Origin of the sequence: Streptomyces sp. NPDC059679, assembly GCF_042734105.1 — a bacterium.
Lineage (GTDB): Bacteria > Actinomycetota > Actinomycetes > Streptomycetales > Streptomycetaceae > Streptomyces.
The window spans coordinates 260813-280665 of record NZ_JBHWES010000006.1; the positions used below are offsets into that span (position 1 = coordinate 260813).

The 19853-nt window shown below is 71.2% G+C and carries 21 protein-coding genes and 1 pseudogene; 14 read left to right on the forward strand and 8 right to left on the reverse strand.

The window, feature by feature from the left end; genetic code table 11:
- The first annotated feature begins 28 nt into the window (after window positions 1-28).
- The 4 genes and pseudogenes from rimI to ACFV2X_RS10540 all read left to right on the forward strand — a co-directional run bounded on the left by rimI (window position 29) and on the right by ACFV2X_RS10540 (window position 2808).
- On the forward strand, window positions 29-559 hold the full coding sequence (rimI, locus tag ACFV2X_RS10525) for a ribosomal protein S18-alanine N-acetyltransferase (RefSeq protein ID WP_385614024.1): 531 nt from the start codon (window positions 29-31) through the stop codon (window positions 557-559).
- Window positions 552-1676, forward strand: a complete 1125-nt coding sequence (gene tsaD / locus ACFV2X_RS10530; RefSeq protein ID WP_385613969.1) for a tRNA (adenosine(37)-N6)-threonylcarbamoyltransferase complex transferase subunit TsaD — start codon at window positions 552-554, stop codon at window positions 1674-1676. The genes rimI and tsaD overlap by 8 nt, the downstream gene beginning before the upstream one ends.
- A pseudogene (locus tag ACFV2X_RS10535) lies at window positions 1673-1918 on the forward strand (hypothetical protein); the annotation flags it as partial. The gene tsaD and the pseudogene ACFV2X_RS10535, both read left to right, overlap by 4 nt.
- 110 nt (window positions 1919-2028) lie before the next feature.
- Window positions 2029-2808, forward strand: coding sequence for a hypothetical protein (locus ACFV2X_RS10540; protein ID WP_385613972.1), 780 nt, complete (start codon window positions 2029-2031; stop codon window positions 2806-2808).
- 34 nt (window positions 2809-2842) lie between these two features.
- On the opposite strand, the gene ACFV2X_RS10545 is transcribed toward ACFV2X_RS10540, so the two are convergent.
- Together ACFV2X_RS10545 and ACFV2X_RS10550 are read right to left on the reverse strand one after the other, a co-directional pair.
- Window positions 2843-3220, reverse strand: coding sequence for a WXG100 family type VII secretion target (locus tag ACFV2X_RS10545; RefSeq protein WP_385613974.1), 378 nt, complete (start codon window positions 3218-3220; stop codon window positions 2843-2845).
- Window positions 3221-3298: 78 nt separating this feature from the next.
- The gene (locus ACFV2X_RS10550) at window positions 3299-4051 is read right to left on the reverse strand and encodes a TetR/AcrR family transcriptional regulator (RefSeq protein ID WP_385613977.1); all 753 of its coding nucleotides are present in this window, start codon (window positions 4049-4051) and stop codon (window positions 3299-3301) included.
- 77 nt (window positions 4052-4128) lie between these two features.
- On the opposite strand from ACFV2X_RS10550, the gene ACFV2X_RS10555 reads away from it, so the two are divergent.
- On the forward strand, window positions 4129-5655 hold the full coding sequence (locus ACFV2X_RS10555) for an MFS transporter (RefSeq protein ID WP_385613980.1): 1527 nt from the start codon (window positions 4129-4131) through the stop codon (window positions 5653-5655).
- Here ACFV2X_RS10555 and ACFV2X_RS10560 read toward each other — a convergent pair.
- Window positions 5618-5821, reverse strand: a complete 204-nt coding sequence (locus ACFV2X_RS10560) for a DUF397 domain-containing protein (protein WP_385613982.1) — start codon at window positions 5819-5821, stop codon at window positions 5618-5620. The genes ACFV2X_RS10555 and ACFV2X_RS10560 overlap by 38 nt on opposite strands.
- Before the next feature lie 30 nt (window positions 5822-5851).
- Window positions 5852-6706: a Scr1 family TA system antitoxin-like transcriptional regulator gene (locus ACFV2X_RS10565; protein ID WP_385613984.1), complete on the reverse strand. Its 855-nt coding sequence runs from the start codon at window positions 6704-6706 to the stop codon at window positions 5852-5854.
- Between the two features lie 164 nt (window positions 6707-6870).
- Here ACFV2X_RS10565 and ACFV2X_RS10570 point away from each other — a divergent pair, with 164 nt between their 5' ends.
- On the forward strand, window positions 6871-7350 hold the full coding sequence (locus ACFV2X_RS10570) for an ATP-binding protein (protein ID WP_385613986.1): 480 nt from the start codon (window positions 6871-6873) through the stop codon (window positions 7348-7350).
- On the opposite strand, the gene ACFV2X_RS10575 is transcribed toward ACFV2X_RS10570, so the two are convergent.
- The gene (locus ACFV2X_RS10575) at window positions 7347-8534 is read right to left on the reverse strand and encodes an SAM-dependent methyltransferase (RefSeq protein ID WP_385613988.1); all 1188 of its coding nucleotides are present in this window, start codon (window positions 8532-8534) and stop codon (window positions 7347-7349) included. The two genes, ACFV2X_RS10570 and ACFV2X_RS10575, sit on opposite strands and share 4 nt — an antisense overlap.
- A gap of 99 nt (window positions 8535-8633) precedes the next feature.
- On the opposite strand from ACFV2X_RS10575, the gene ACFV2X_RS10580 reads away from it, so the two are divergent.
- The 3 genes from ACFV2X_RS10580 to groL all read left to right on the forward strand — a co-directional run bounded on the left by ACFV2X_RS10580 (window position 8634) and on the right by groL (window position 11851).
- A complete protein-coding gene (locus tag ACFV2X_RS10580; RefSeq protein WP_385613990.1) occupies window positions 8634-9530 on the forward strand; it encodes a polysaccharide deacetylase family protein in 897 nt (298 codons plus the stop codon).
- A 298-nt stretch (window positions 9531-9828) separates the two neighbouring features.
- Window positions 9829-10137 (forward strand): co-chaperone GroES, encoded by a 309-nt coding sequence (gene groES / locus ACFV2X_RS10585; protein ID WP_014178834.1) that lies wholly within the window; start codon window positions 9829-9831, stop codon window positions 10135-10137.
- Between the two features lie 91 nt (window positions 10138-10228).
- Window positions 10229-11851, forward strand: a complete 1623-nt coding sequence (gene groL / locus ACFV2X_RS10590; RefSeq protein WP_385613992.1) for a chaperonin GroEL — start codon at window positions 10229-10231, stop codon at window positions 11849-11851.
- Window positions 11852-12000: 149 nt separating this feature from the next.
- On the opposite strand, the gene ACFV2X_RS10595 is transcribed toward groL, so the two are convergent.
- Together ACFV2X_RS10595 and ACFV2X_RS10600 are read right to left on the reverse strand one after the other, a co-directional pair.
- On the reverse strand, window positions 12001-12795 hold the full coding sequence (locus ACFV2X_RS10595; protein WP_385613995.1) for an SDR family NAD(P)-dependent oxidoreductase: 795 nt from the start codon (window positions 12793-12795) through the stop codon (window positions 12001-12003).
- Between the two features lie 47 nt (window positions 12796-12842).
- Window positions 12843-13547, reverse strand: a complete 705-nt coding sequence (locus ACFV2X_RS10600; RefSeq protein WP_385613997.1) for an MOSC domain-containing protein — start codon at window positions 13545-13547, stop codon at window positions 12843-12845.
- 125 nt (window positions 13548-13672) lie between these two features.
- On the opposite strand from ACFV2X_RS10600, the gene ACFV2X_RS10605 reads away from it, so the two are divergent.
- Complete coding sequence (locus ACFV2X_RS10605) at window positions 13673-14623, forward strand: LysR family transcriptional regulator (protein ID WP_385614000.1); 951 nt, start codon at window positions 13673-13675, stop codon at window positions 14621-14623.
- A gap of 125 nt (window positions 14624-14748) precedes the next feature.
- Here ACFV2X_RS10605 and ACFV2X_RS10610 read toward each other — a convergent pair whose 3' ends face one another.
- On the reverse strand, window positions 14749-15069 hold the full coding sequence (locus tag ACFV2X_RS10610; protein WP_014178839.1) for a WhiB family transcriptional regulator: 321 nt from the start codon (window positions 15067-15069) through the stop codon (window positions 14749-14751).
- A 388-nt stretch (window positions 15070-15457) separates the two neighbouring features.
- Between ACFV2X_RS10610 and ACFV2X_RS10615 the strand changes: the two genes are divergently transcribed.
- The 4 genes from ACFV2X_RS10615 to ACFV2X_RS10630 all read left to right on the forward strand — a co-directional run bounded on the left by ACFV2X_RS10615 (window position 15458) and on the right by ACFV2X_RS10630 (window position 19739).
- Window positions 15458-16069 (forward strand): response regulator transcription factor, encoded by a 612-nt coding sequence (locus ACFV2X_RS10615; RefSeq protein ID WP_003948568.1) that lies wholly within the window; start codon window positions 15458-15460, stop codon window positions 16067-16069.
- Between the two features lie 257 nt (window positions 16070-16326).
- The gene (locus ACFV2X_RS10620) at window positions 16327-16938 is read left to right on the forward strand and encodes a sigma-70 family RNA polymerase sigma factor (RefSeq protein ID WP_089509638.1); all 612 of its coding nucleotides are present in this window, start codon (window positions 16327-16329) and stop codon (window positions 16936-16938) included.
- A 111-nt stretch (window positions 16939-17049) separates the two neighbouring features.
- The gene (gene guaB / locus ACFV2X_RS10625; protein WP_385614003.1) at window positions 17050-18552 is read left to right on the forward strand and encodes an IMP dehydrogenase; all 1503 of its coding nucleotides are present in this window, start codon (window positions 17050-17052) and stop codon (window positions 18550-18552) included.
- Window positions 18553-18611: 59 nt separating this feature from the next.
- A complete protein-coding gene (locus tag ACFV2X_RS10630; protein WP_385614006.1) occupies window positions 18612-19739 on the forward strand; it encodes a GuaB3 family IMP dehydrogenase-related protein in 1128 nt (375 codons plus the stop codon).
- Window positions 19740-19853 lie beyond the last annotated feature (114 nt).

A 19853-nucleotide genomic window follows, 5' to 3' on the forward strand; every position in this document is an offset into this window, starting at 1 on the left:
GGAGACCCCGGTGGTGCACATCCGCGAGATGCGCTGGTGGGACATCGAGCCCGTGCTCCGGCTCGAAGCGGACCTCTTCCCCGACGACGCCTGGTCGCCCGGCATGTTCTGGTCCGAGCTCGCCCACGCGCGCGGCCCGGCCGCCACCCGCCACTACGTGGTCGCCGAGACGGGCGGACGGCTGGTCGGCTACGCAGGGCTCGCCGCCGTCGACCGCACCGGGGATGTGCAGACCATCGCCGCGGCCCGCGACCACTGGGGCACCGGGCTCGGCGCCCGGCTGCTGACGAACCTCGTCACGGCCGCCACCGCCTTCGAATGCCGTGAGGTGCTTCTGGAGGTGCGCGTCGACAATGTGCGCGCGCAGCGCCTCTACGAGCGCTTCGGCTTCGAGCCCATCGGCATCCGCAAGGGCTACTACCAGCCCGGGAACGTCGACGCGCTCGTGATGCGCCTGACCGATCCGGCGCCCCCGACGTCCGCCGGCCCGCGTCCGGCTTCCGTATCGCCGTCCTCCGTACCAGCAGGCCCCGTACAAGGAACGAAGACCCATGGCTGACGAACCGCTCGTACTCGGCATCGAGACCTCCTGCGACGAGACCGGCGTCGGCATCGTCCGCGGCCACACCCTCCTCGCCGACGCCGTCGCCTCCAGCGTCGACGAGCACGCCCGCTTCGGCGGCGTGGTCCCCGAGGTCGCCAGCCGGGCGCATCTGGAGGCGATGGTCCCCACCATCCAGCGCGCCCTGAAGGAGGCCGGGGTCGCCCCCTCCGACCTGGACGGCATCGCGGTCACCGCCGGGCCCGGGCTCGCGGGCGCGCTGCTGGTCGGCGTCTCGGCCGCCAAGGCGTACGCGTACGCGCTGGGCAAGCCGCTCTACGGCGTCAACCACCTCGCCTCGCACATCTGCGTGGACCAGCTGGAACACGGCCCGCTGCCCGAGCCGACGATGGCCCTGCTGGTGAGCGGAGGCCACTCCTCGCTGCTCCTCGCGCCCGACATCACCTCCGACGTCCGCCCGCTCGGCTCGACGATCGACGACGCGGCGGGCGAGGCGTTCGACAAGATCGCCCGTGTGCTGAACCTCGGCTTCCCCGGCGGCCCGGTCATCGACCGCATCGCGCGCGAGGGCGATCCTGACGCGATCGCCTTCCCGCGCGGGCTGACCGGCCCGCGCGACGCCGCGTACGACTTCTCCTTCTCCGGCCTCAAGACCGCCGTGGCCCGCTGGATCGAAGCCAAGCGGGCGGCGGGCGAGGACGTTCCGGTCGCCGATGTCTCGGCCTCCTTCCAGGAGGCGGTCGTGGACGTGCTGACCCGCAAGGCCGTACGCGCCTGCCGGGACGAGGGCGTCGACCACCTGATGATCGGCGGCGGCGTGGCCGCCAACTCCCGGCTGCGCGCGATGGCCGAGCGCCGCTGCGAGGACGCGGGCATCACGCTGCGCGTGCCCAGGCCCAAGCTGTGCACGGACAACGGCGCGATGGTCGCGGCACTGGGCGCCGAGATGGTGGCGCGCGGGCGGGCCGCGTCGTCCTGGGGCCTGTCGGCGGACTCCTCGCTGCCGGTGACCGATCCGCATGTCCCGGCTCCCGCCGGACACGACCACGATCACGAACACGTACATGACCACGATCACGTGCACGAGCTGAGCCGGAAGAACCTCTACGCATGACCGTCGCCCTGATGTGGGAGGCGCGGGCCGTCGACGGCGGTGGCGAGCGGCTGCTGTCCTGGGCCCGCCGCCAGGAGCTCGACCCCGCGCCGCTGCGCCGTGAGACCTTCCGCGCCCCCGCGGACCGCGTGCTGGTCATCACCTGGTGGGACGCCCCGTACGACGCCGAGCTGCCCGAACTGCCCGAGCCCGGGGAGGACTTGGTGCGCCGGGCCGTGCACCGCTGGCGGTTCGAGTCGGTCGCGTACGACGGTCCGGTCGGATCGGCTGCGTCTGTGGAGCCGGCTGTGTCCGTCGAGCCCGTCGGGTCGGCCGTGTCCGTCGAGCCCTCCGCGCCCGAGGTGTGAGCCGCGTGCCGGGCTCCAGCCTCCCGTCCCCGCCCGACCCCGCCTCGGGCAGACCGTCCCCGCCGGCCGGGCGTGCCGACCGCCTCGCCGAGCGGGCAGAGGTGCTGCGGGAGTTGGTCCCGTCGTATCTGGCGCGGCGGCGGGCGCTGCTGCTGTGGCTGTCGGCGGGGCTGGTCGCGACGGGGTGGGCGGCGATCTGGGTGGGGTGCCGCTATGTGGTGATGGACGACCTGGTCAGCGTCGTGGTGGGCGCCTTCTTCCTGGCCGTGGCGGTGGGGCTGGTGGTGCCCTCGACGCTGGCCGTGGGCTCCGGCGTCCGTGACGACCTGAAGGCGCGCGAACGGCTGCGCGCCTGGGCCGGGTCGGCGCGGGACCGGGACTCCCTGGCCCGGTGGCACTCCCCGGGCCGCGCCCTCTTCTGGCTGCTGCCGTCCCTCGTGCTGTGCTGCTTCGGTGCGGCCTCGACGGCCGCGGCGGCCGCGGACGGCTCCGCCCGCGCCCTGGGGTTCGCTCTCGTCGCCGCGGGGACGGGAGCGCTGGGGATGGCCAAGGCGGTCGGCTACTACCGCCTGGTCGGCCGCGAACTCACCCCCGCGCCCGAAGAACCTGAGGAGCCTGGAGAGCCCGAAGAACCTGGAGAGTTCGAAGAGTCCGGAGAGTTCGAAGAGCCCGGAGAGTTCGAAGAGCTTGAAGAGCCCCGAGAGTGCGAAGAGCCCGAGGTGCCCGGGGAGTTCGAGGAGTTCGAAGCGGACCCAACGGGCGGTCGGCCGGACGACATGCGCTGAGCGCCCGGCCTTGGTGGGCGCCTCTCGGGGAGGGTCAGGCCGCGGGCTCCGGATCGTCGTCGCCGTCAGCGGCTCCCAGGGGGTGCAGCCCATGCTGCCCCTCCGGTGACTTCTGGAGCGCCTGGAACCGCTTCAGCAGGTCCAGATACCGGGGGTCGGGGTCCGCCCCCTGTGCCTGTGTCGCCTCCTCGACGGCGTTCAGCATCTGCCTGATCCGTACCGCGTCCATGCTCACATCGCGCTGCAGCTTCTTGTAGGCGGTGGCCGCGGGCCCCTTCCAGTCCTTGTCGACGGACTCGACCAGGAGGTTCAGCCGTTCGATCTTCGTCTCGACGTAGCTCTGCATCCCCTCCAGGTCTTTGATCAGGCTTGTCAGATCCTGATCCGATACGGACACTTTTTCTTTGCCCATGCCCCCTGCCACCCTCTCATCCGCCCATTAGCGGGATGATCGTGCCATGGGTGGGGGCTTGCTCGAAGAGCTACGTCGTCAATTGGACGCGCTCGGGCGGCCGAGCAGCCCGTCCACGAGGGCGCGCAGCTGGTCCGCGACGTCGTACGCGTCGGTGATGGCCTGCCAGCGCCCGCCCAGCGCGGCCAGCCGCGGCAGCTCGGAGGCGTCCAGCTCGGAGAGCATGTCGGGGAAGTGGGGCCGCCGTTCCGGGTCCTGGGAGCGGTCGGCGAGGGCCGCCTGGTAGGTGAGCGTGCCCAGGACGTAGTGCCACAGGGTGCGGTAGGCGTGCACGGCCTGGCGCTCGCTCAGCCCGCAGGCCATGGCCGAGTCGACGATCTCCTCGACGATCCACAGCGCGTGCCGGTCGGTGAGCTCGCCGAGGCTGAGCACTTCCACCGCCCACGGCAGCTCCCGTAGCGCCTCGTACATGTGGCGGGCCGTCACATACAGCCGCTCGCGCGGCTCCTCGGGCAGCTCGGGGCGGGGGAGCGTCTCGGAGACTCCGGTCAGGACCAGGATCAGCAGCTCGTCCTTGTCGCGGACGTGGCGGTAGAGGGCCATCGGCGTGGAGCCGACCTCCTTGGCCAGCCGTCGCATCGACAGGGCCGCCGTGCCCTCCCCCTCGAGGATGCGGCGCGCGGTGCCGACGATCGTCTCCAGCTCCAGCCGGCGGGGCCGCCCGCCGCCCCGCCTGCCCTCGGCGCGCGCCCCGCCCGTGCTGGCCGCCGTGCCACCCGCCGTATCGCCTGCCGTGTCGCCCGTCTCGCTCGTCACCGCCTCATTGTCCACCCGAGGCATCGCCTTCCAAGTTAGTGTACGCGTACACTAACTGCCCTGGCCTTGGGGGACCGAGAGGAAGGCAGCTCATGAACGACCGTGCGGGACACGCCCGCCTGGTGCTCGCGTTGGCGCTCACCGTGCAATTCGTCGTGGCTCTGGACATGTCGGTGGTCAATGTCGCGCTGCCCGATATGCGCGAAGACCTCGGCTTCACACCCGACGCCCTGCTGTGGGTCGTCAACGCCTACGCGCTCGCCTTCGGCGGGCTGTTGATGCTCGGCGGGCGGCTCGCCGACATCGTCGGAAGGCGGGCGACGCTGATGGGCGGGCTCGCGCTCTTCGGCGCCGCCAGCCTCGGCGGCGGCCTGGTGGGATCGCCGGGCGCGCTGATCGCCGCCCGCGCGGTCCAGGGCGTCGGCGCTGCCGCGCTCGCGCCGGTGGCCTTCACGCTGATCACCGTGGCCTTCCCGGCAGGGCCCGCGCGCTCCCGGGCGCTGGGGCTGTGGGGCATGGCCGCGGCGGCGGGCGGGGCGGTCGGGGTGCTGGTGGGCGGGTTGCTCACCGAATGGGCGGGCTGGCGCTCCGTTCTGCTGATCAATGTGCCGATCGTCGTCCTCGCGCTGGCGGCGGCGCGGGCCGCGGTCGAGCCCGACCGGCGCGAGGGCCCGCGGCCCCGGCTCGATGTCGCCGGGGCACTGCTGGTCACCTGCGGTATGACGGCGCTGGTGCTCGCGCTCGTACGGACCCGGACCTATGCGTGGGGCTCGGCGCCGACGTTGGGCACGCTGGGCGCGGCGCTGGTGCTGCTGGCCGCGTTCGTCGTGGTCGAGCGGCGGGTGGAGCGGCCGCTGCTGCGGATCGGGCTGCTGGGGCGGCGGCCGGTGCTGGCCGGGAACCTCTTCGTCCTGCTGCTCTTCTCGGGCCAGTTCGGGGCCTTCTACTTCGCCTCGCTGTACATGCAGCAGATCCTCGGATACGGATCGATCGCGACCGGGGCCGCGTTTCTGCCGTTCTGCGCCGGCAACGTGATCGGGTCGCTCATCGCCACCCGGGCCGTCGCCCGGCTCGGCGTGCGGACGCTGCTGGTCGGCGGCGGGCTGCTGGGGGCGGCCGGAATGGGCTGGTTCGGGCTGGCGATCGGCGTGGACGGCGGCTTCGCCGACTCGGTGCTCGGCCCGTCGCTGGTCGCGAGCGTCGGCGTCGGCCTGTGCGTCGTCCCGCTCGGGACGGCGGCCACGACGGGCGTGCCGGCACCGGAGATGGGCATGGCCTCAGGTCTGGTCAACAGCTCGCGGCAGATCGGGGGTTCGCTGGGGCTCGCGGTGCTGGCGACGGTGGCCGCGCATGCGGCGGGCGGTGACGATCCGCGGTCCCTCGCGAGCGGCTACGCCACGGCCTTCGGTGTCTCGGGCGCGCTGCTGGCCGTGGCCGCCCTGAGCGCGGCGCTGCTGCTCCCGGGGCGGGCGCGGGGCGAGGACGCAGCGACGGGCGCCGCGACGGGTGCCTCGACAGGCGCCGCGACGGGTGCCTCGGCAGCGCCGGATGTGTCCGGCGTTCCGGGTGGCGACAGCAAGGTCACGGCGGCGCCAGCCGATCGAACTCGCCGGCCTTGATGCCGGCGAGGAGCGAACCGAGCTTCGCGGGGGTGGTGATCACGACTCTGTCGGGGTCATCGCTCTCGCGGAGCGCTATGTCATCGCCCATGGAGGCGACCTCGACGCAGGCGTCTCCTTCGCCCTGGCCGGAGTAGGAGGACTTCTGCCAGTTGATGGTGCACATTCCCTTTGCCTGTTGCCTTGCCTGTTGCCTTCATCTGAGGCGGCGCGCGACGGTGCGTACGAGGTCCCGTGACTCCTCGACGGGTAGGGCCACTTCCACGGTGTGGTCCAGGACCCCTCGGTACTTCCGCAGCTGGGACTCCGCGTCCAGGAACATCGAGCCGAGCGCCGAGTCGAACTGCACGGTGTCCAATTGGGGCACGGGCCCCGAGGCATAGGTGACCGTGGAACCGGCGACCGGGAATCCGTCCGTGACGAGCGGGATGACGCGCACGGTGACGTTCTCGCGCTCCGACGCCTCCAGCAGCCGCTCCAGCTGCGCCCGCAGGACCCGGGTCCCGCCGAACCGGGTGTGCAGGGCGGCCTCGTGGATGATGAAGCTGCACAGCGGGGGCGCGTCCCGGTCCAGGATGTCCCGGCGCTTCATCCGGTGGGAGAGCCTGCGGCGCAGCTCCGGCGGTGACCACGGGGGCACGGCCTGGCCCATCACCGCCTGCGCGTACTCCTCCGTCTGCAGCAGCCCCGGGATGTGGATGAGCCCGACTACGCGCAGGCTCGCCGCGTAGTACTCCATTTCGGCCAGGTCGAGTCCGCCGGTGGCGATCAGGCCCCGGTAGTCCTCCCACCAACCGCCCTTGCGCTCATGGGTCATGGCGGCGAGCGCGTCGATGTACGCGGTGTCCGGGCAGGCGTAGATGGCGGCGAGGGTGCGTACCCGCTCCTCGCTCACCCCGAACCGGGCCAGCTCCAGATTGGTGATGTGGGTCCGGTTGATGCCGAGCCGGTCGGCGGCTTCCTGGATGCTGAGGCCCGCGTCCTCCCGCATCCTGCGCAGCTCGGTGCCCAACCGCTGTTGCCGGGCGGTTGGGGCGCTCCTGGGTGGCATGTTCCTCCCATACGTGTCACCCTCGCGGGCTATTTGTCGGGGAAATTCAACGAATCCGTAGCACTTGTTTGCAGCGCTGTCCTACGGTAGGTGGTGTCGCCGCTACGAAGCGTTGATCATCGTAACGGTACGCGCACCAACAGCCCCGTCGCAGGGAGTTGACGTTGACATTGGGACCCGACCACGAGCCTGACGACAGTCCTGCGGGCAGTTCGCCCTCCCCGGGCCCCGAAGAGCCGTACGTGTACACGCTGCAGAGCACCCGCCGGGCCACCTCCCCCAAGATCTGCCGGGATTTCGTCGCCTGCGTGCTGAACTCCGTGGGCCATGAAGACCTCGTCGAGACCGCGACCGCCTGCACCTCGGAGCTGGCCACCAACGCCTATCTGCACGCCGAAGGCGACTCCCTGATGCTGCGCGTGATGATCGAGCAGCCGCGGCTGCGCATCAGCGTGTACGACGCGAGCAGCGAGCTCCCCACCGGTGCGTACCTCCCGGAGGGCGACCGGATGTACGGGCGCGGCCTGGGGGTGGTCGCGGCGCTGGCCGACGAGTGGGGGACGGCGGACGGGGACCCGGCGGGGATGTACGCCAAGGGCGTCTGGTTCGAGCTGCGGACGAGGGGCGGGGGCGGAGCGCCCTAAGGCTGCGCCGGGTGTCCCAGCAGCATCGTCGGGGCGCCGCTGACCCGGGTCAGGAAGACCGTGCAGGAATTCACCCCTTCGAGGCGGAGCTTCTTCCGCAGCTCCTCCGGCTCGACCGCCGAGCCCCGCTTCTTCACCGTCAGGACGCCGACCTTCCGCTCGCGCAGCAGCGCCTTGAGCTTCTTGAGGTTGAAGGGCAGCACATCCGTGATCTCGTACGCGTGGGCGTACGGCGTCGGGCGCAGATCGTCCGCCGTGACGTAGGCGATCGTCGGGTCGATGAGGCGGCCGCCGATCCGGGCGGCGACGTCCGCGACCAGGTGCGCGCGGATCACCGCGCCGTCCGGCTCGTACAGCCAGCGGCCGACCGGGCCGGGCTCGGGGTCCGGCAGCAGCGGGGTGCCGAGGAGGGAGTGGCGGTCCGGGAGCAGCGTGGCGCGGCGCATGCCCGGGCGGGCGGTGCCGAACCACAGCAGGGCCTCCTTCACATCGCCGTGGTCCGAGATCCACTCGGCCTCGGCGTCCTCGGGGACCGCCTCGTGCGGAATGCCCGGTGCGACCTTGAGGGCCGCGTGCGGGGCCGTACGGGCGGCCTGGACGGCCCAGGACAGCGGCGGGGAGTACGCCTCGGGGTCGAAGACGCGGCCGCGCCCACCGCGCCTGGCGGGGTCCGCGAAGACCGCGTCGCATCCGGAGGTGTCGGTCTCGGTGACGTCCGCCTGGCGCACCTCGATGAGCTCGGCCAGGCCCAGGGCCTCGGCGTTGGCCCGGACCACCGCGCAGGTCAGCGGGTCGCGGTCGACGGCCAGGACGGGGATGCCCGCGCGGGCGAACGCGACCGCGTCGCCGCCGATGCCGCAGCACAGGTCGGCCACGCGGCGCACGCCGAGCTCGACGAAGCGGTCGGCGCGGTAGGCGGCGACGGAGGCGCGGGTGGCCTGTTCCACGCCGTTCGGCGTGAAGTACATGCGGTGGGCGTCGTCGGCGCCGAATTTCGCGGCCGCGCGCTGCCGCAGCCGCGCCTGGGTGAGGGCTGCCGAGACCAGATCCGCGGGGTGGTCACGGCGTAGCCGGGTCGCCGTGGCGAGCTCTCGTGCCGGGTCGTAGTCCTGGAGCTCGCGGAGCAGCGCCTGCCCTTCGTCGCGGAGCAGTGAGTCGAAGGCGTGAACGTCCACGTCGCCCATTCTCCCCGCTCCAGCGAGCGCGTTCGCGACACCCGGCTGAAGATCGCTTATGTGATGATGATCAAGAATGGCCTTACTGGCCTTTCAAGGTGTTTCGTATTGGTCGCGGCCGCGACTCTGCTCGCGGGCTGCTCGGATGTCGACGGAGCCGGTGCCGGGACCGCGCGGGTGGGCAAGGGCTCGGGCGCCGCCTCGTCTTCGCCGTCCTTCACGTCGTCGTCCGGGTCGGGGACCCGTGCCCCGGGCGCGGGCCACGACTCGCCCCACGCGTCGGGCTCCGGCCTGCCCTCGCCCTCCGCCGCGGCTCCGGACGGCTACCACCGCTGGGGGCTCGACGGGCCGCTGGAGACGGCGCCGCCGCCCTCGGCCAAACCGGCCCTCGTACCGCCGGCCGCGGGCGCGCCCGCCGGGCCGCCGATCATCGACCATGTGCCGACCCACGAGCCGGTCGTCTTCGTGACCATCGACGACGGCGCCGAGAAGGACCCGGCCTTTCTGCAGCAGGCCCATGACCTGGGGCTGCCGTTCACCGGCTTTCTGACGGACGACGTGGTGGCCGGCGACTACGGCTACTTCGAGCAGCTGCGCCGGCTCGGCAACGGGATGCAGAACCACACGCTCACCCATCCGAGGCTGCCCGATCTGGAGTACGAGCATCAGGTCTACGAGATCTGCGGCCAGCAGGAGAACCTCACCCGCGAGTTCGGCACCCGGCCGTATCTCTTCCGCCCGCCGTACGGGGCGGTCGACGACGACACCGTGCGCGCGGCGGCGGCCTGCGGGGTGCGGGCGCTCGTGATGTGGTCGGCCGAGATGAAGGCCGGCGGTCTTGAGTACGCGGCCGGCGACCGGCTGCACCCCGGCGACATCATCCTGGCCCACTTCCGCGGCCCCGCCCAGCAGGAGGGGCGGACGATGACCGATGTGATGACCTCGCTGCTGCGGGAGATCCAGTCGCAGGGCTTCGCCGTGGCGCGGCTGGAGGACTACCTCTGAGGGGGCGCTGCCCGGGCCGCCTGAGGGGCGTCTGCGGGCCGCCTGAGGGGCGTCTGCGGGCCGCCTGAGGGGCACTGCCGGGGCGCCTGAGGGGCACCCGGAGGGCGCCGCGTCACCCCGCCGCTTTGGCACTCTGGTTGACTGAGTGCTAACCGCGTCATAATGTCGTGGCTGGCACTCGGCATCGATGAGTGCCAAACACAGCGACGGGCAGGTCCGGCACCCGCGACGACGGATCCACCTGGTCGCCACCTCAGACAGTTAACCCCGTGAGATCTCCGAAGGGGGAGGTCGGATCGTGACGACCGCCAGCTCCAAGGTTGCCATCAAGCCGCTCGAGGACCGCATTGTGGTCCAGCCGCTCGACGCCGAGCAGACCACGGCCTCTGGCCTGGTTATTCCGGACACTGCCAAGGAGAAGCCCCAGGAGGGCGTCGTCCTGGCCGTGGGCCCGGGCCGCTTCGAGGACGGCAACCGTCTCCCGCTCGACGTCTCCGTCGGCGACGTCGTGCTCTACAGCAAGTACGGCGGTACCGAGGTGAAGTACAACGGCGAGGAGTACCTCGTCCTCTCGGCTCGCGACGTCCTCGCGATCATCGAGAAGTAAGTCACCGAAGTTTTGCCTGTGAGCCGCGCCCCGGTGCCCCTGTCCATACCGGGGCCGGGGCGCGGTTCGTTCGAGAGGACATACGCAACCCATGGCGAAGATCCTGAAGTTTGACGAGGACGCCCGTCGCGCCCTCGAGCGCGGCGTCAACAAGCTCGCCGACACCGTCAAGGTGACGATCGGCCCCAAGGGCCGCAACGTCGTCATCGACAAGAAGTTCGGCGCTCCGACCATCACCAACGACGGTGTCACCATCGCTCGTGAGGTCGAGGTCGAGGACCCGTACGAGAACCTGGGCGCCCAGCTCGTCAAGGAGGTGGCGACCAAGACCAACGACATCGCGGGTGACGGCACCACCACCGCCACCGTGCTGGCCCAGGCGCTGGTCCGCGAGGGCCTGCGGAACGTGGCCGCCGGCGCCTCCCCGGCCGCCCTGAAGAAGGGCATCGACGCGGCCGTCAAGGCCGTGTCCGACGAGCTGCTGGCCACCGCCCGCCCGATCGACGAGAAGTCCGACATCGCCGCCGTGGCCGCCCTGTCCGCCCAGGACAAGCAGGTCGGCGAGCTCATCGCCGAGGCGATGGACAAGGTCGGCAAGGACGGTGTGATCACCGTCGAGGAGTCCAACACCTTCGGCCTGGAGCTCGACTTCACCGAGGGCATGGCCTTCGACAAGGGCTACCTGTCTCCGTACATGGTCACCGACCAGGAGCGCATGGAAGCCGTCCTCGAGGACCCGTACATCCTGATCCACCAGGGCAAGATCGCCTCGATCCAGGACCTGCTGCCGCTGCTGGAGAAGGTCATCCAGGGTGGCAGCAAGCCGCTGCTGATCATCGCCGAGGACGTGGAGGGCGAGGCCCTGTCCACCCTCGTCGTCAACAAGATCCGCGGCACCTTCAACGCCGTCGCGGTGAAGGCCCCCGGCTTCGGCGACCGCCGCAAGGCGATGCTCGGCGACATGGCCGCCCTCACCGGCGCCACCGTCGTCGCCGAGGAGGTCGGCCTCAAGCTCGACCAGGTCGGCCTGGACGTGCTGGGCACCGCCCGCCGCGTGACCGTCACCAAGGACGACACCACCATCGTCGACGGCGGCGGCAACACCGGGGACGTCACCGGCCGGATCGCCCAGATCAAGGCCGAGATCGAGGCCACGGACTCCGACTGGGACCGCGAGAAGCTGCAGGAGCGGCTGGCCAAGCTGGCCGGCGGCGTCTGCGTCATCCGGGTCGGCGCCGCCACCGAGGTGGAGCTCAAGGAGAAGAAGCACCGCCTGGAGGACGCCATCTCCGCGACCCGCGCCGCGGTCGAGGAGGGCATCGTCTCCGGTGGTGGCTCCGCGCTCGTCCACGCCGTCAAGGTGCTCGAGGACAACCTCGGCAAGCAGGGCGACGAGGCCACCGGTGTCGCGGTCGTCCGCCGCGCCGCGGTCGAGCCGCTGCGCTGGATCGCCGAGAACGCGGGCCTTGAGGGCTACGTCATCACCTCCAAGGTGGCCGAGCTCGAGAAGGGCCACGGCTACAACGCGGCCACCGACGAGTACGGCGACCTGGTGAAGGCCGGCGTCATCGACCCGGTCAAGGTCACCCGCTCCGCCCTGGAGAACGCGGCGTCCATCGCCTCCCTGCTGCTCACCACCGAGACGCTGGTGGTCGAGAAGCCGGCCGAGGAGGAGCCGGAGGCCGCGGGCCACGGCCACGGTCACTCGCACTGACGCGCGCACCGCGCACTCCACGCACGGCGCGGTCACCCCTCGCGGGTGGCCGCGCCTGATGCGTTCCGGGGCGGTTTCGGGTCTGAGGGTTCGGGTCTGGGGGTTCGGGTCTGGGGATTCAGTCCTGGGGGGGGGCAGCGTCCCTCGGGCTATTCCTCGGACTGTCCCTTCGGCTGTCCTTTGGGGGGCCGTCCCACGTTCGACGAGACGACCGAGACCGCCGCCCGCGGCGCGATCTTCGCCAGCCCCGTCATGGCCTTGTACCGCGGATCGGGGATGGACAGCGCCTTGCCCCGCGCGAAGTCCTTGAGCGCCGCCGTCACCAACCGGTCCGCGTCCAGCCACATCCAGCTCGGCACGCTGTCCGGCTTGATCCCGGCCCGCGCGTGGAACTCGGTCCGTACGAACCCCGGGCACAGCGCCATCAGCCGCACCCCCGAGCTCGCCAGGTCCCGCGCCGCGCCCTGGGTGAACTGCACGACCCATGCCTTGCTGGCCCCGTACGTGCCGCGCGGGAAGAACGCCGCGATCGAGGCGACGTTGATCACCCCGCCGCGCCCCCGGGCCCGCATGGTCTCGGCCGCGGCGGTGGTGAGCCGCAGGACGGCCTCGCAGTGCACCTTCATCATCCGCAGCTCATCCGCCAGGGACACCTCGAGGTAGCGGCCCTTGTTGCCGAACCCGGCGTTGTTGACGAGCAGATCGATCGGGTGCTTGCGGTCGCCCAGGCGCGCCTCGACCGCCGCGATGCCGTCGTCCTCGGACAGGTCGGCCCGCAGTACGTCCGCCTCCACCCCGTGGCGGTCGTGGAGGTCGGCGGCCTGTTCGCGCAGCCGCTTCTCGTCCCGCGCCACCAGCACCAGGTTGTGCCCGTCCGCCGCGAGCCGGCTCGCGAAGGCGGCGCCGATGCCCGCTGTGGTTCCCGTAATCAACGCAGTCGTCATACGCGCACGTTAGCGGCCATGGAGGGGGCGGAGCGCACTCGTCCGGATCAGTTCTTCGATGTGATGGAAAGAGTTCCGGTGAAAGAGCGCGCGGATTCCCGCAGTTCGGGGTGGAGCGCGTCGCCCGCGGCCAGCACCCGCGGCAGCAGGGCGCGTTCGGTGGTCGCGGCGCGGAAGGCGAAGCCGACGGTCACCTCGTGGTCGGGACGGCGCACGATCTCGACCGGGTCCCCGGCGCGTATCTCGCCCGGCTCGAGGACCCGCAGATACGCGCCGGGCACGGCGGCCTGAGTGAACCGCTTCACCCAGCGCACTTCGCCCAGCCAGGACGCGAAGGTCCGGCACGGGATACGCGCGGAGGCCACCTCGAGCAGCAGGTCGGGGCCGATCCGCCAGCGCTCGCCGATTCGGGCGCCGGTCACGTCGAGGCCCTGGGTGGTGAGGTTCTCGCCGAAGACGCCGTTCGGCAGCTCGCGGCCCAGCTCGCGCGCCCAGGCGTCCAGGTCCTCGCGCGCGTAGGCGTACACCGCCTGATCGTTCCCGCCGTGGTGGCGGGTGTCGCTGACCATATCGCCGACGAGTCCGCTCCCGGCCTCGCCCTTGCGGCCCGGGGCCACCACCCGCACCGGCCCGTCGGCGGGGCGCTTGTCGATACCGGTGCCGCCGGAGGGGGCGTCGGTGTACTCGACCGGCATGAGGCGGCCGACGTTCACGGTGAGCACGGTCGCGGTCGCCTCGGGGATACGGGTCATGACAGCACGCTAAGGGACCGCGGCGGCGCGGTTCAAAGGTGTTTCGGCCTTCGAGCTTCAAAACATCGACCAAAGCATCAACGCGATATTCGAGGTCGTATCCAAGGATCGCTTATGCTCGAAGCATGATCGAGCCTCGTCATCTGAGGGTGCTGCGCGCCGTGGCCGCCACGGGCTCCTTCTCCGCGGCCGCCCGTGAGCTGGGCTGCACCCAGCCCGCCGTCAGCCAGCAGATGAAGGCCCTGGAACAGTCCACGGGCACGCCGCTGCTGATCCGTACGGGCCGGGAGATGCGGCTGACGCAGGCCGGCGAGGCGCTGGTGCGGCATGCGGCGGGGATCCTGGCCGGGCTGACCGCCGCCGAGGAGGAGGTCGCCGCGATCGCCGGGCTGCGGGCCGGCCGGGTGCGGCTGGCGTCCTTCCCCAGTGGCAGCTCGACGCTCGTGCCGACCGCGCTCGCCGAGATGCGCAAGGACTACCCGGGGACCCGGGTCTCGCTGGTGGAGGCCGAGCCGCCGCGCTCGGTGGAGCTGCTGCGCGCGGGCGACGTCGAGATCGCCGTGGCCTTCCGCTACCCGGAGGTCGAGCCGGCGGTGGCGGACGCGGAGGAGCTGATCGCTCCGGCCGAGGGCCCGTGGGGCAAGGACGACCTGGTCGTACGGCCGCTGCTGAGCGACCGGCTGGTGGGCGTGGTGCCCGAGGGGCACCGGCTGGCGGGGGCCGGTGCGGTGGGCATCGGGGAGCTGGCCGAGGAGCCGTGGATCGCGGGCTGCCCGCGCTGCCGCAGGCATCTGGTGGATGTGTGCGAGGCGGCGGGCTTCACGCCCCGGATCGACTTCGCGACGGACGACTATCCGGCGGTGATCGGGCTGGTGGCGGCCGGTCTTGGGGTGGCGGTGCTGCCGGAGCTGGCGCTGGAGTCCGTACGGGCCAAGGGCGCCGCCATGGTGGCGGTGGAGCCGGCCGTGCGGCGGGAGGTCGTCGCGCTCACTCTGCCGGACCTCGCCCGGGTCCCGGCGGTGGCGGCGATGCTGGAGCGGCTGGAGTCGGCGGCGCGAGGCGAACCGCGGCCGTGACGGGCGGCTGAACGGCGGTTCGGAGGCAGGCATGGGCGGGCGGCAGCAGCGGCCGAGCCCTCGAAAGAAGGCTCCGCGGTCGGTGCCGATACGTTTCTTCAGAATTGTGGTGATCGCGGGCGCGATCAGGCGCCGGGAGCTCCGGCGCCCGAGGTGGCCACGGCCCGGTGGCGTGCCCGCCCCATGAGCTCCTCACGTTCGTCCTCGGTCAGTCCGCCCCACACGCCGTACGGCTCACGAACCGCCAGCGCGTGCGCCGCGCACTCCGCGCGTACGGGGCATCGCATGCACACCTCTTTGGCTGACATCTCGCGCGCGCTGCGGGCAGCGCCGCGCTCTCCCTCCGGATGGAAGAAGAGCGAGCTGTCGACCCCGCGACACGCGGCCAGCAGCTGCCAGTCCCACAGGTCGGCGTTCGGACCGGGAAGACGGGAGAAATCTGCCATTGCCTTATCTCCTCGAAGCGATCTGGTGCGGACGCTGCGTCCTGGGTCGTACACCTACTGTGTAAGTAGATGTAAATATGACTCATTGCGAATCTAGCCACAGAGACCGGCAAATTGGAAGCAAGGTCGCCAAATGCCATCGAAGAGGGCGAAAGTCGGGCTGGGGCGCGGCGGCCGCGATGAAGCAGCTCTGTGTCCGTTCCCTCACGTAGAGTGTCGAAGGTGGCCGCTGGACCCCGTAACTCTTTCGGGTGACCGTCGTTGAGAGTGCGGAGGCGGTTGATGGGTAAAGCTCTCGGACGGATGTCCGAGGCTGTCAATCGCACAGGTGACGATATGTACCAGCCTGGAGGCTCAAGGTGACGCGCATCAGCTGCGGAGGGCGGTCATGACATCCGTCCTCGTCTGCGACGACTCCCCGCTTGCCCGAGAGGCGCTGCGCCGTGCGGTGGCGACCGTGCCCGGCGTCGAGCGTGTGACGACGGCGGCCAACGGCGAGGAAGTCCTCCGCCGCTGGGGGGCCGACCGTTCGGATCTGATTCTGATGGACGTGCGGATGCCCGGCCTCGGCGGTGTCGAGACCGTGCGGCGGCTGCTCTCGGCCGACCCCGGCGCCCGGATCATCATGCTCACGGTCGCCGAGGACCTGGACGGCGTCGCGCTGGCCGTGGCCGCCGGCGCCCGTGGCTATCTGCACAAGGACGCCTCGCGCGCCGAGCTGCGCGCCACCGTGACCCAGGCGCTGGCCGACCCGACCTGGCGGCTGGCCCCGCGCCGGCTGCGCTCCGCCGAGATGGGCGCGGCGCCCACGCTCACCGCCCGTGAGATCCAGGTGCTGGAGGGCATGAGCCACGGCCGGTCCAATGCGGAGATCGGCCGTGAGCTGTTCCTGTCCGAGGACACCGTCAAGACGCACGCCCGGCGACTGTTCAAGAAACTCGGCGCCTCGGACCGGGCACACGCGGTGGCGCTCGGCTTCCGCTGGGGCCTGGTCCGTTAGACCGGACAAGAGCCCAAAACAGGGGGCCGACGGTCCCCGCCCGTCGGGTGGCGGGCGGGGCGAAGGGCGGCGGCTTATGTTGGTTCGCCGGGCGATGCCGCATCCTTGAAGGTGTGGAGTTCCTCGGGGACATGTCGGTCGGGCGTGAGGGGAGAGCGCAGGACGTGACGACAGCCGGCGCACCTGCTCATAACGCTTCAGCGCACAACTACGCACGCGGTGCCACGGAAGCCTCGGCGCCAAGGCACCATGGACGGATGCGCGACGACGAGACCCAGGGGTCCCCGCCGGTCGGCGGCTCCGGGACCCAAGGGGCCATCGGCGCCCTTGTCCGGCGCGCCGCAGAGGGGGATGAGCGGGCCACCCACGATCTGCTCGCCCATGTGCATCCGCTCGCCCTGCGCTATTGCCGTACGCGGCTTTCGCGGCTGCCGGGCGACGCCCGCCATTTCGTGGACGACCTGGCGCAGGAGGTCTGCCTCGCGGTCTTGTGCGCGCTGCCGCGCTACCGCGACACCGGCCGGCCCTTCGAGGCGTTCGTCGTGGCCATCGCCGCGCACAAGGTCGCCGATCTCCAGCGCGCGGCCATGCGCCACCCGGGCAGCACGGCTGTGCCCTCGGACGAGATGCCGGAGCAGCCGGACGATTCGCTCGGCCCCGAGGAGCAGGCGCTGCTGAGCAGCGACGCCGAGTGGGCCAAGAAGCTGCTGGCGAACCTTCCCGAGAACCAGCGCGAGCTGGTGCTGCTGCGGGTCGCGGTCGGGCTGACCGCGGAGGAGACCGGGCAGATGCTCGGGATGTCGCCTGGCGCCGTGCGGGTGGCCCAGCACCGGGCCCTGAGCAGGCTGCGAGCGCTCGCCGAGCAGTAGGTCCCGGCGGGTTTCAGCAGGCCACGGGGTTTTCCACAGGGAGGAATGGGGCAGCTGTCGCGCCCGTTAGCATGGGAGTCCGCGCTGGGGCAAGACCATTGGAAGGGTGTCATGACTGTCAACGTCGACGGAGTGCCTGAGAAATTCGCGATGCTCGGGCTGACGTACGACGATGTGCTGCTGCTGCCGGGCGCCTCCGAGGTGCTGCCGAACGCGGTCGACACCTCGTCCAGAGTCTCTCGAAACGTCCGGGTCAATGTGCCGCTGCTGTCCGCCGCCATGGACAAGGTGACCGAGTCCCGGATGGCCATCGCCATGGCCCGTCAGGGCGGTGTGGGCGTGCTGCACCGCAATCTGTCGATCGAGGACCAGGCCAACCAGGTCGACCTGGTCAAGCGGTCCGAGTCCGGCATGGTGTCCGACCCGATCACGGTCCGGCCGGATGCGACGCTGGCCGAGGCGGACGCCCTGTGCGGAAAGTTCCGGATCAGCGGCGTCCCGGTGACGGACGCGGCGGGCAAGCTGCTCGGCATCGTCACCAACCGTGACATGGCCTTCGAGACGGACCGGGGCCGCCAGGTCCGCGAGGTCATGACCCCGATGCCGCTGGTCACCGGCAAGGTCGGGATCTCCGGCGAGGACGCGATGCAGCTGCTGCGCCGCCACAAGATCGAGAAGCTGCCGCTGGTCGACGACGCGGGCGTGCTCAAGGGCCTGATCACCGTCAAGGACTTCGTGAAGGCCGAGAAGTATCCGAATGCGGCCAAGGACGCCGACGGGCGGCTGATCGTCGGCGCGGCGGTCGGCGTCGGGGACGAGTCGTACGACAGGGCGCAGGCGCTGGTCGAGGCCGGGGTGGACTTCCTCGTGGTCGACAGTGCGCATGGCCACAGCCGGGGCATCCTCGACATGATCGCCAAGCTGAAGTCCAACATCAGGGTCGATGTGGTGGGCGGCAATGTCGCCACCCGGGACGGCGCCCAGGCGCTGATCGACGCCGGTGTGGACGGGGTCAAGGTCGGCGTCGGGCCGGGCTCGATCTGCACCACCCGGGTGGTCGCGGGCATCGGTGTGCCGCAGGTGACGGCGATCTACGAGGCCGCGCAGGCGTGCCATGCGGCCGGGGTGCCGCTGATCGGTGACGGCGGCCTGCAGTTCTCTGGCGATATCGCGAAGGCGATCGCGGCGGGCGCGGACACGGTCATGCTGGGCAGCCTGCTGGCCGGGTGCGAGGAGTCGCCGGGCGAGATGGTCTTCATCAACGGCAAGCAGTTCAAGTCCTACCGGGGCATGGGTTCGCTGGGCGCGATGCAGTCGCGCGGCCAGGCCCGCTCGTACTCCAAGGACCGCTACTTCCAGGACAATGTGCTCTCCGAGGACAAGCTGGTGCCCGAGGGCATCGAGGGCCAGGTGCCCTACCGGGGCCCGCTCGCCTCGGTGGCGCACCAGCTCGTGGGCGGTCTGCGGGCGTCGATGGGGTATGTCGGCTCGGCGAATGTGGCGGAGCTCAAGGAGAAGGGCCGCTTCGTACGGATCACGGCGGCCGGGCTCAAGGAGAGCCACCCGCACGACATCCAGGTGACCACCGAGGCACCCAACTACTCCGCTCGTTAGCGCGTACGAAGGGGCAGGGATACTGGGACGGCAGACCTGAAGAGCGAAAGGCACCCAACGTGACTGAGATCGAGATCGGGCGCGGCAAGCGCGGCCGCAGGGCGTACGCGTTCGACGACATCGCCGTTGTGCCGAGTCGTCGTACCCGGGACCCGAAGGAGGTCTCCATCGCCTGGCAGATCGACGCCTACCGCTTTGAGCTGCCGTTCCTCGCCGCCCCGATGGACTCGGTGGTCTCGCCGAAGACCGCCATCCGGATCGGCGAGCTGGGCGGTCTCGGGGTGCTCAACCTCGAGGGCCTGTGGACCCGCTACGAGGACCCGGAGCCGCTGCTCGCGGAGATCGCCGAGCTGGACGAGCAGACCGCGACCCGGCGTATGCAGGAGATCTACGCCGCGCCGATCAAGGAAGAGCTGATCGGACAGCGGCTGAAGGAGGTGCGCGACTCGGGCGTGGTGACGGCCGCCGCGCTCTCCCCGCAGCGCACCGCGCAGTTCTCCAAGGCCGTCGTGGACGCCGGGGTCGACATCTTTGTGATCCGTGGCACCACGGTCTCGGCCGAGCATGTCTCCGGCGCCGCCGAGCCGCTGAACCTGAAGCAGTTCATCTATGAGCTGGACGTCCCGGTCATCGTGGGCGGCTGTGCCACCTACACCGCCGCGCTGCATCTGATGCGGACAGGCGCGGCCGGTGTGCTGGTCGGGTTCGGCGGCGGCGCCGCGCACACCACGCGCAATGTGCTGGGCATCCAGGTGCCGATGGCGACCGCTGTCGCCGATGTCGCCGCCGCCCGCCGGGACTACATGGACGAGTCCGGCGGCCGGTATGTGCATGTGATCGCTGATGGCGGCGTCGGCTGGAGCGGCGATCTGCCCAAGGCCATCGCCTGCGGTGCGGACTCGGTCATGATCGGCTCGCCGCTGGCGCGGGCCACGGACGCGCCGGGCCGGGGTCACCACTGGGGCATGGAGGCCGTGCACGACGAGGTGCCGCGCGGCAAGCGGATGAACCTGGGCACGGTGGGCACCACGGAGGAGATTCTGCTGGGCCCGTCCCACACCCCGGACGGCTCGATGAACTTCTTCGGTGCGCTGCGCCGGGCGATGGCCACGACGGGCTACTCGGAGCTCAAGGAGTTCCAGCGGGTCGAGGTGACGGTCGCGCCCTCGCAGCACGACAAGCGCTGAGCGCGCAGCACAAACGGGTGCAGCACAAACGGGTTGGGCCCCGGGTCCGGCTGCCGAACGGCCGTGGCCTGTCCCTGGTGTGGAACATCCGCCGACGCCCCGACGGCTCGGACC

Bases quoted from the DNA above. Each gene is read 5' to 3' on its own strand.
- rimI (WP_385614024.1), top strand. From the start codon at position 29: ATGCGCTGGTGGGACATCGAGCCCGTGCTCCGGCTCGAAGCGGACCTC.
- tsaD (WP_385613969.1), top strand. From the start codon at position 552: ATGGCTGACGAACCGCTCGTACTCGGCATCGAGACCTCCTGCGACGAG.
- ACFV2X_RS10545 (WP_385613974.1), bottom strand. From the start codon at position 3,220: ATGGGCAAAGAAAAAGTGTCCGTATCGGATCAGGATCTGACAAGCCTG.
- ACFV2X_RS10555 (WP_385613980.1), top strand. From the start codon at position 4,129: ATGAACGACCGTGCGGGACACGCCCGCCTGGTGCTCGCGTTGGCGCTC.
- ACFV2X_RS10560 (WP_385613982.1), bottom strand. From the start codon at position 5,821: ATGTGCACCATCAACTGGCAGAAGTCCTCCTACTCCGGCCAGGGCGAA.
- ACFV2X_RS10565 (WP_385613984.1), bottom strand. From the start codon at position 6,706: ATGCCACCCAGGAGCGCCCCAACCGCCCGGCAACAGCGGTTGGGCACC.
- ACFV2X_RS10575 (WP_385613988.1), bottom strand. From the start codon at position 8,534: ATGGGCGACGTGGACGTTCACGCCTTCGACTCACTGCTCCGCGACGAA.
- groL (WP_385613992.1), top strand. From the start codon at position 10,229: ATGGCGAAGATCCTGAAGTTTGACGAGGACGCCCGTCGCGCCCTCGAG.
- ACFV2X_RS10595 (WP_385613995.1), bottom strand. From the start codon at position 12,795: ATGACGACTGCGTTGATTACGGGAACCACAGCGGGCATCGGCGCCGCC.
- ACFV2X_RS10600 (WP_385613997.1), bottom strand. From the start codon at position 13,547: ATGACCCGTATCCCCGAGGCGACCGCGACCGTGCTCACCGTGAACGTC.
- ACFV2X_RS10605 (WP_385614000.1), top strand. From the start codon at position 13,673: ATGATCGAGCCTCGTCATCTGAGGGTGCTGCGCGCCGTGGCCGCCACG.
- ACFV2X_RS10610 (WP_014178839.1), bottom strand. From the start codon at position 15,069: ATGGCAGATTTCTCCCGTCTTCCCGGTCCGAACGCCGACCTGTGGGAC.
- ACFV2X_RS10615 (WP_003948568.1), top strand. From the start codon at position 15,458: ATGACATCCGTCCTCGTCTGCGACGACTCCCCGCTTGCCCGAGAGGCG.
- ACFV2X_RS10620 (WP_089509638.1), top strand. From the start codon at position 16,327: ATGCGCGACGACGAGACCCAGGGGTCCCCGCCGGTCGGCGGCTCCGGG.
- guaB (WP_385614003.1), top strand. From the start codon at position 17,050: ATGACTGTCAACGTCGACGGAGTGCCTGAGAAATTCGCGATGCTCGGG.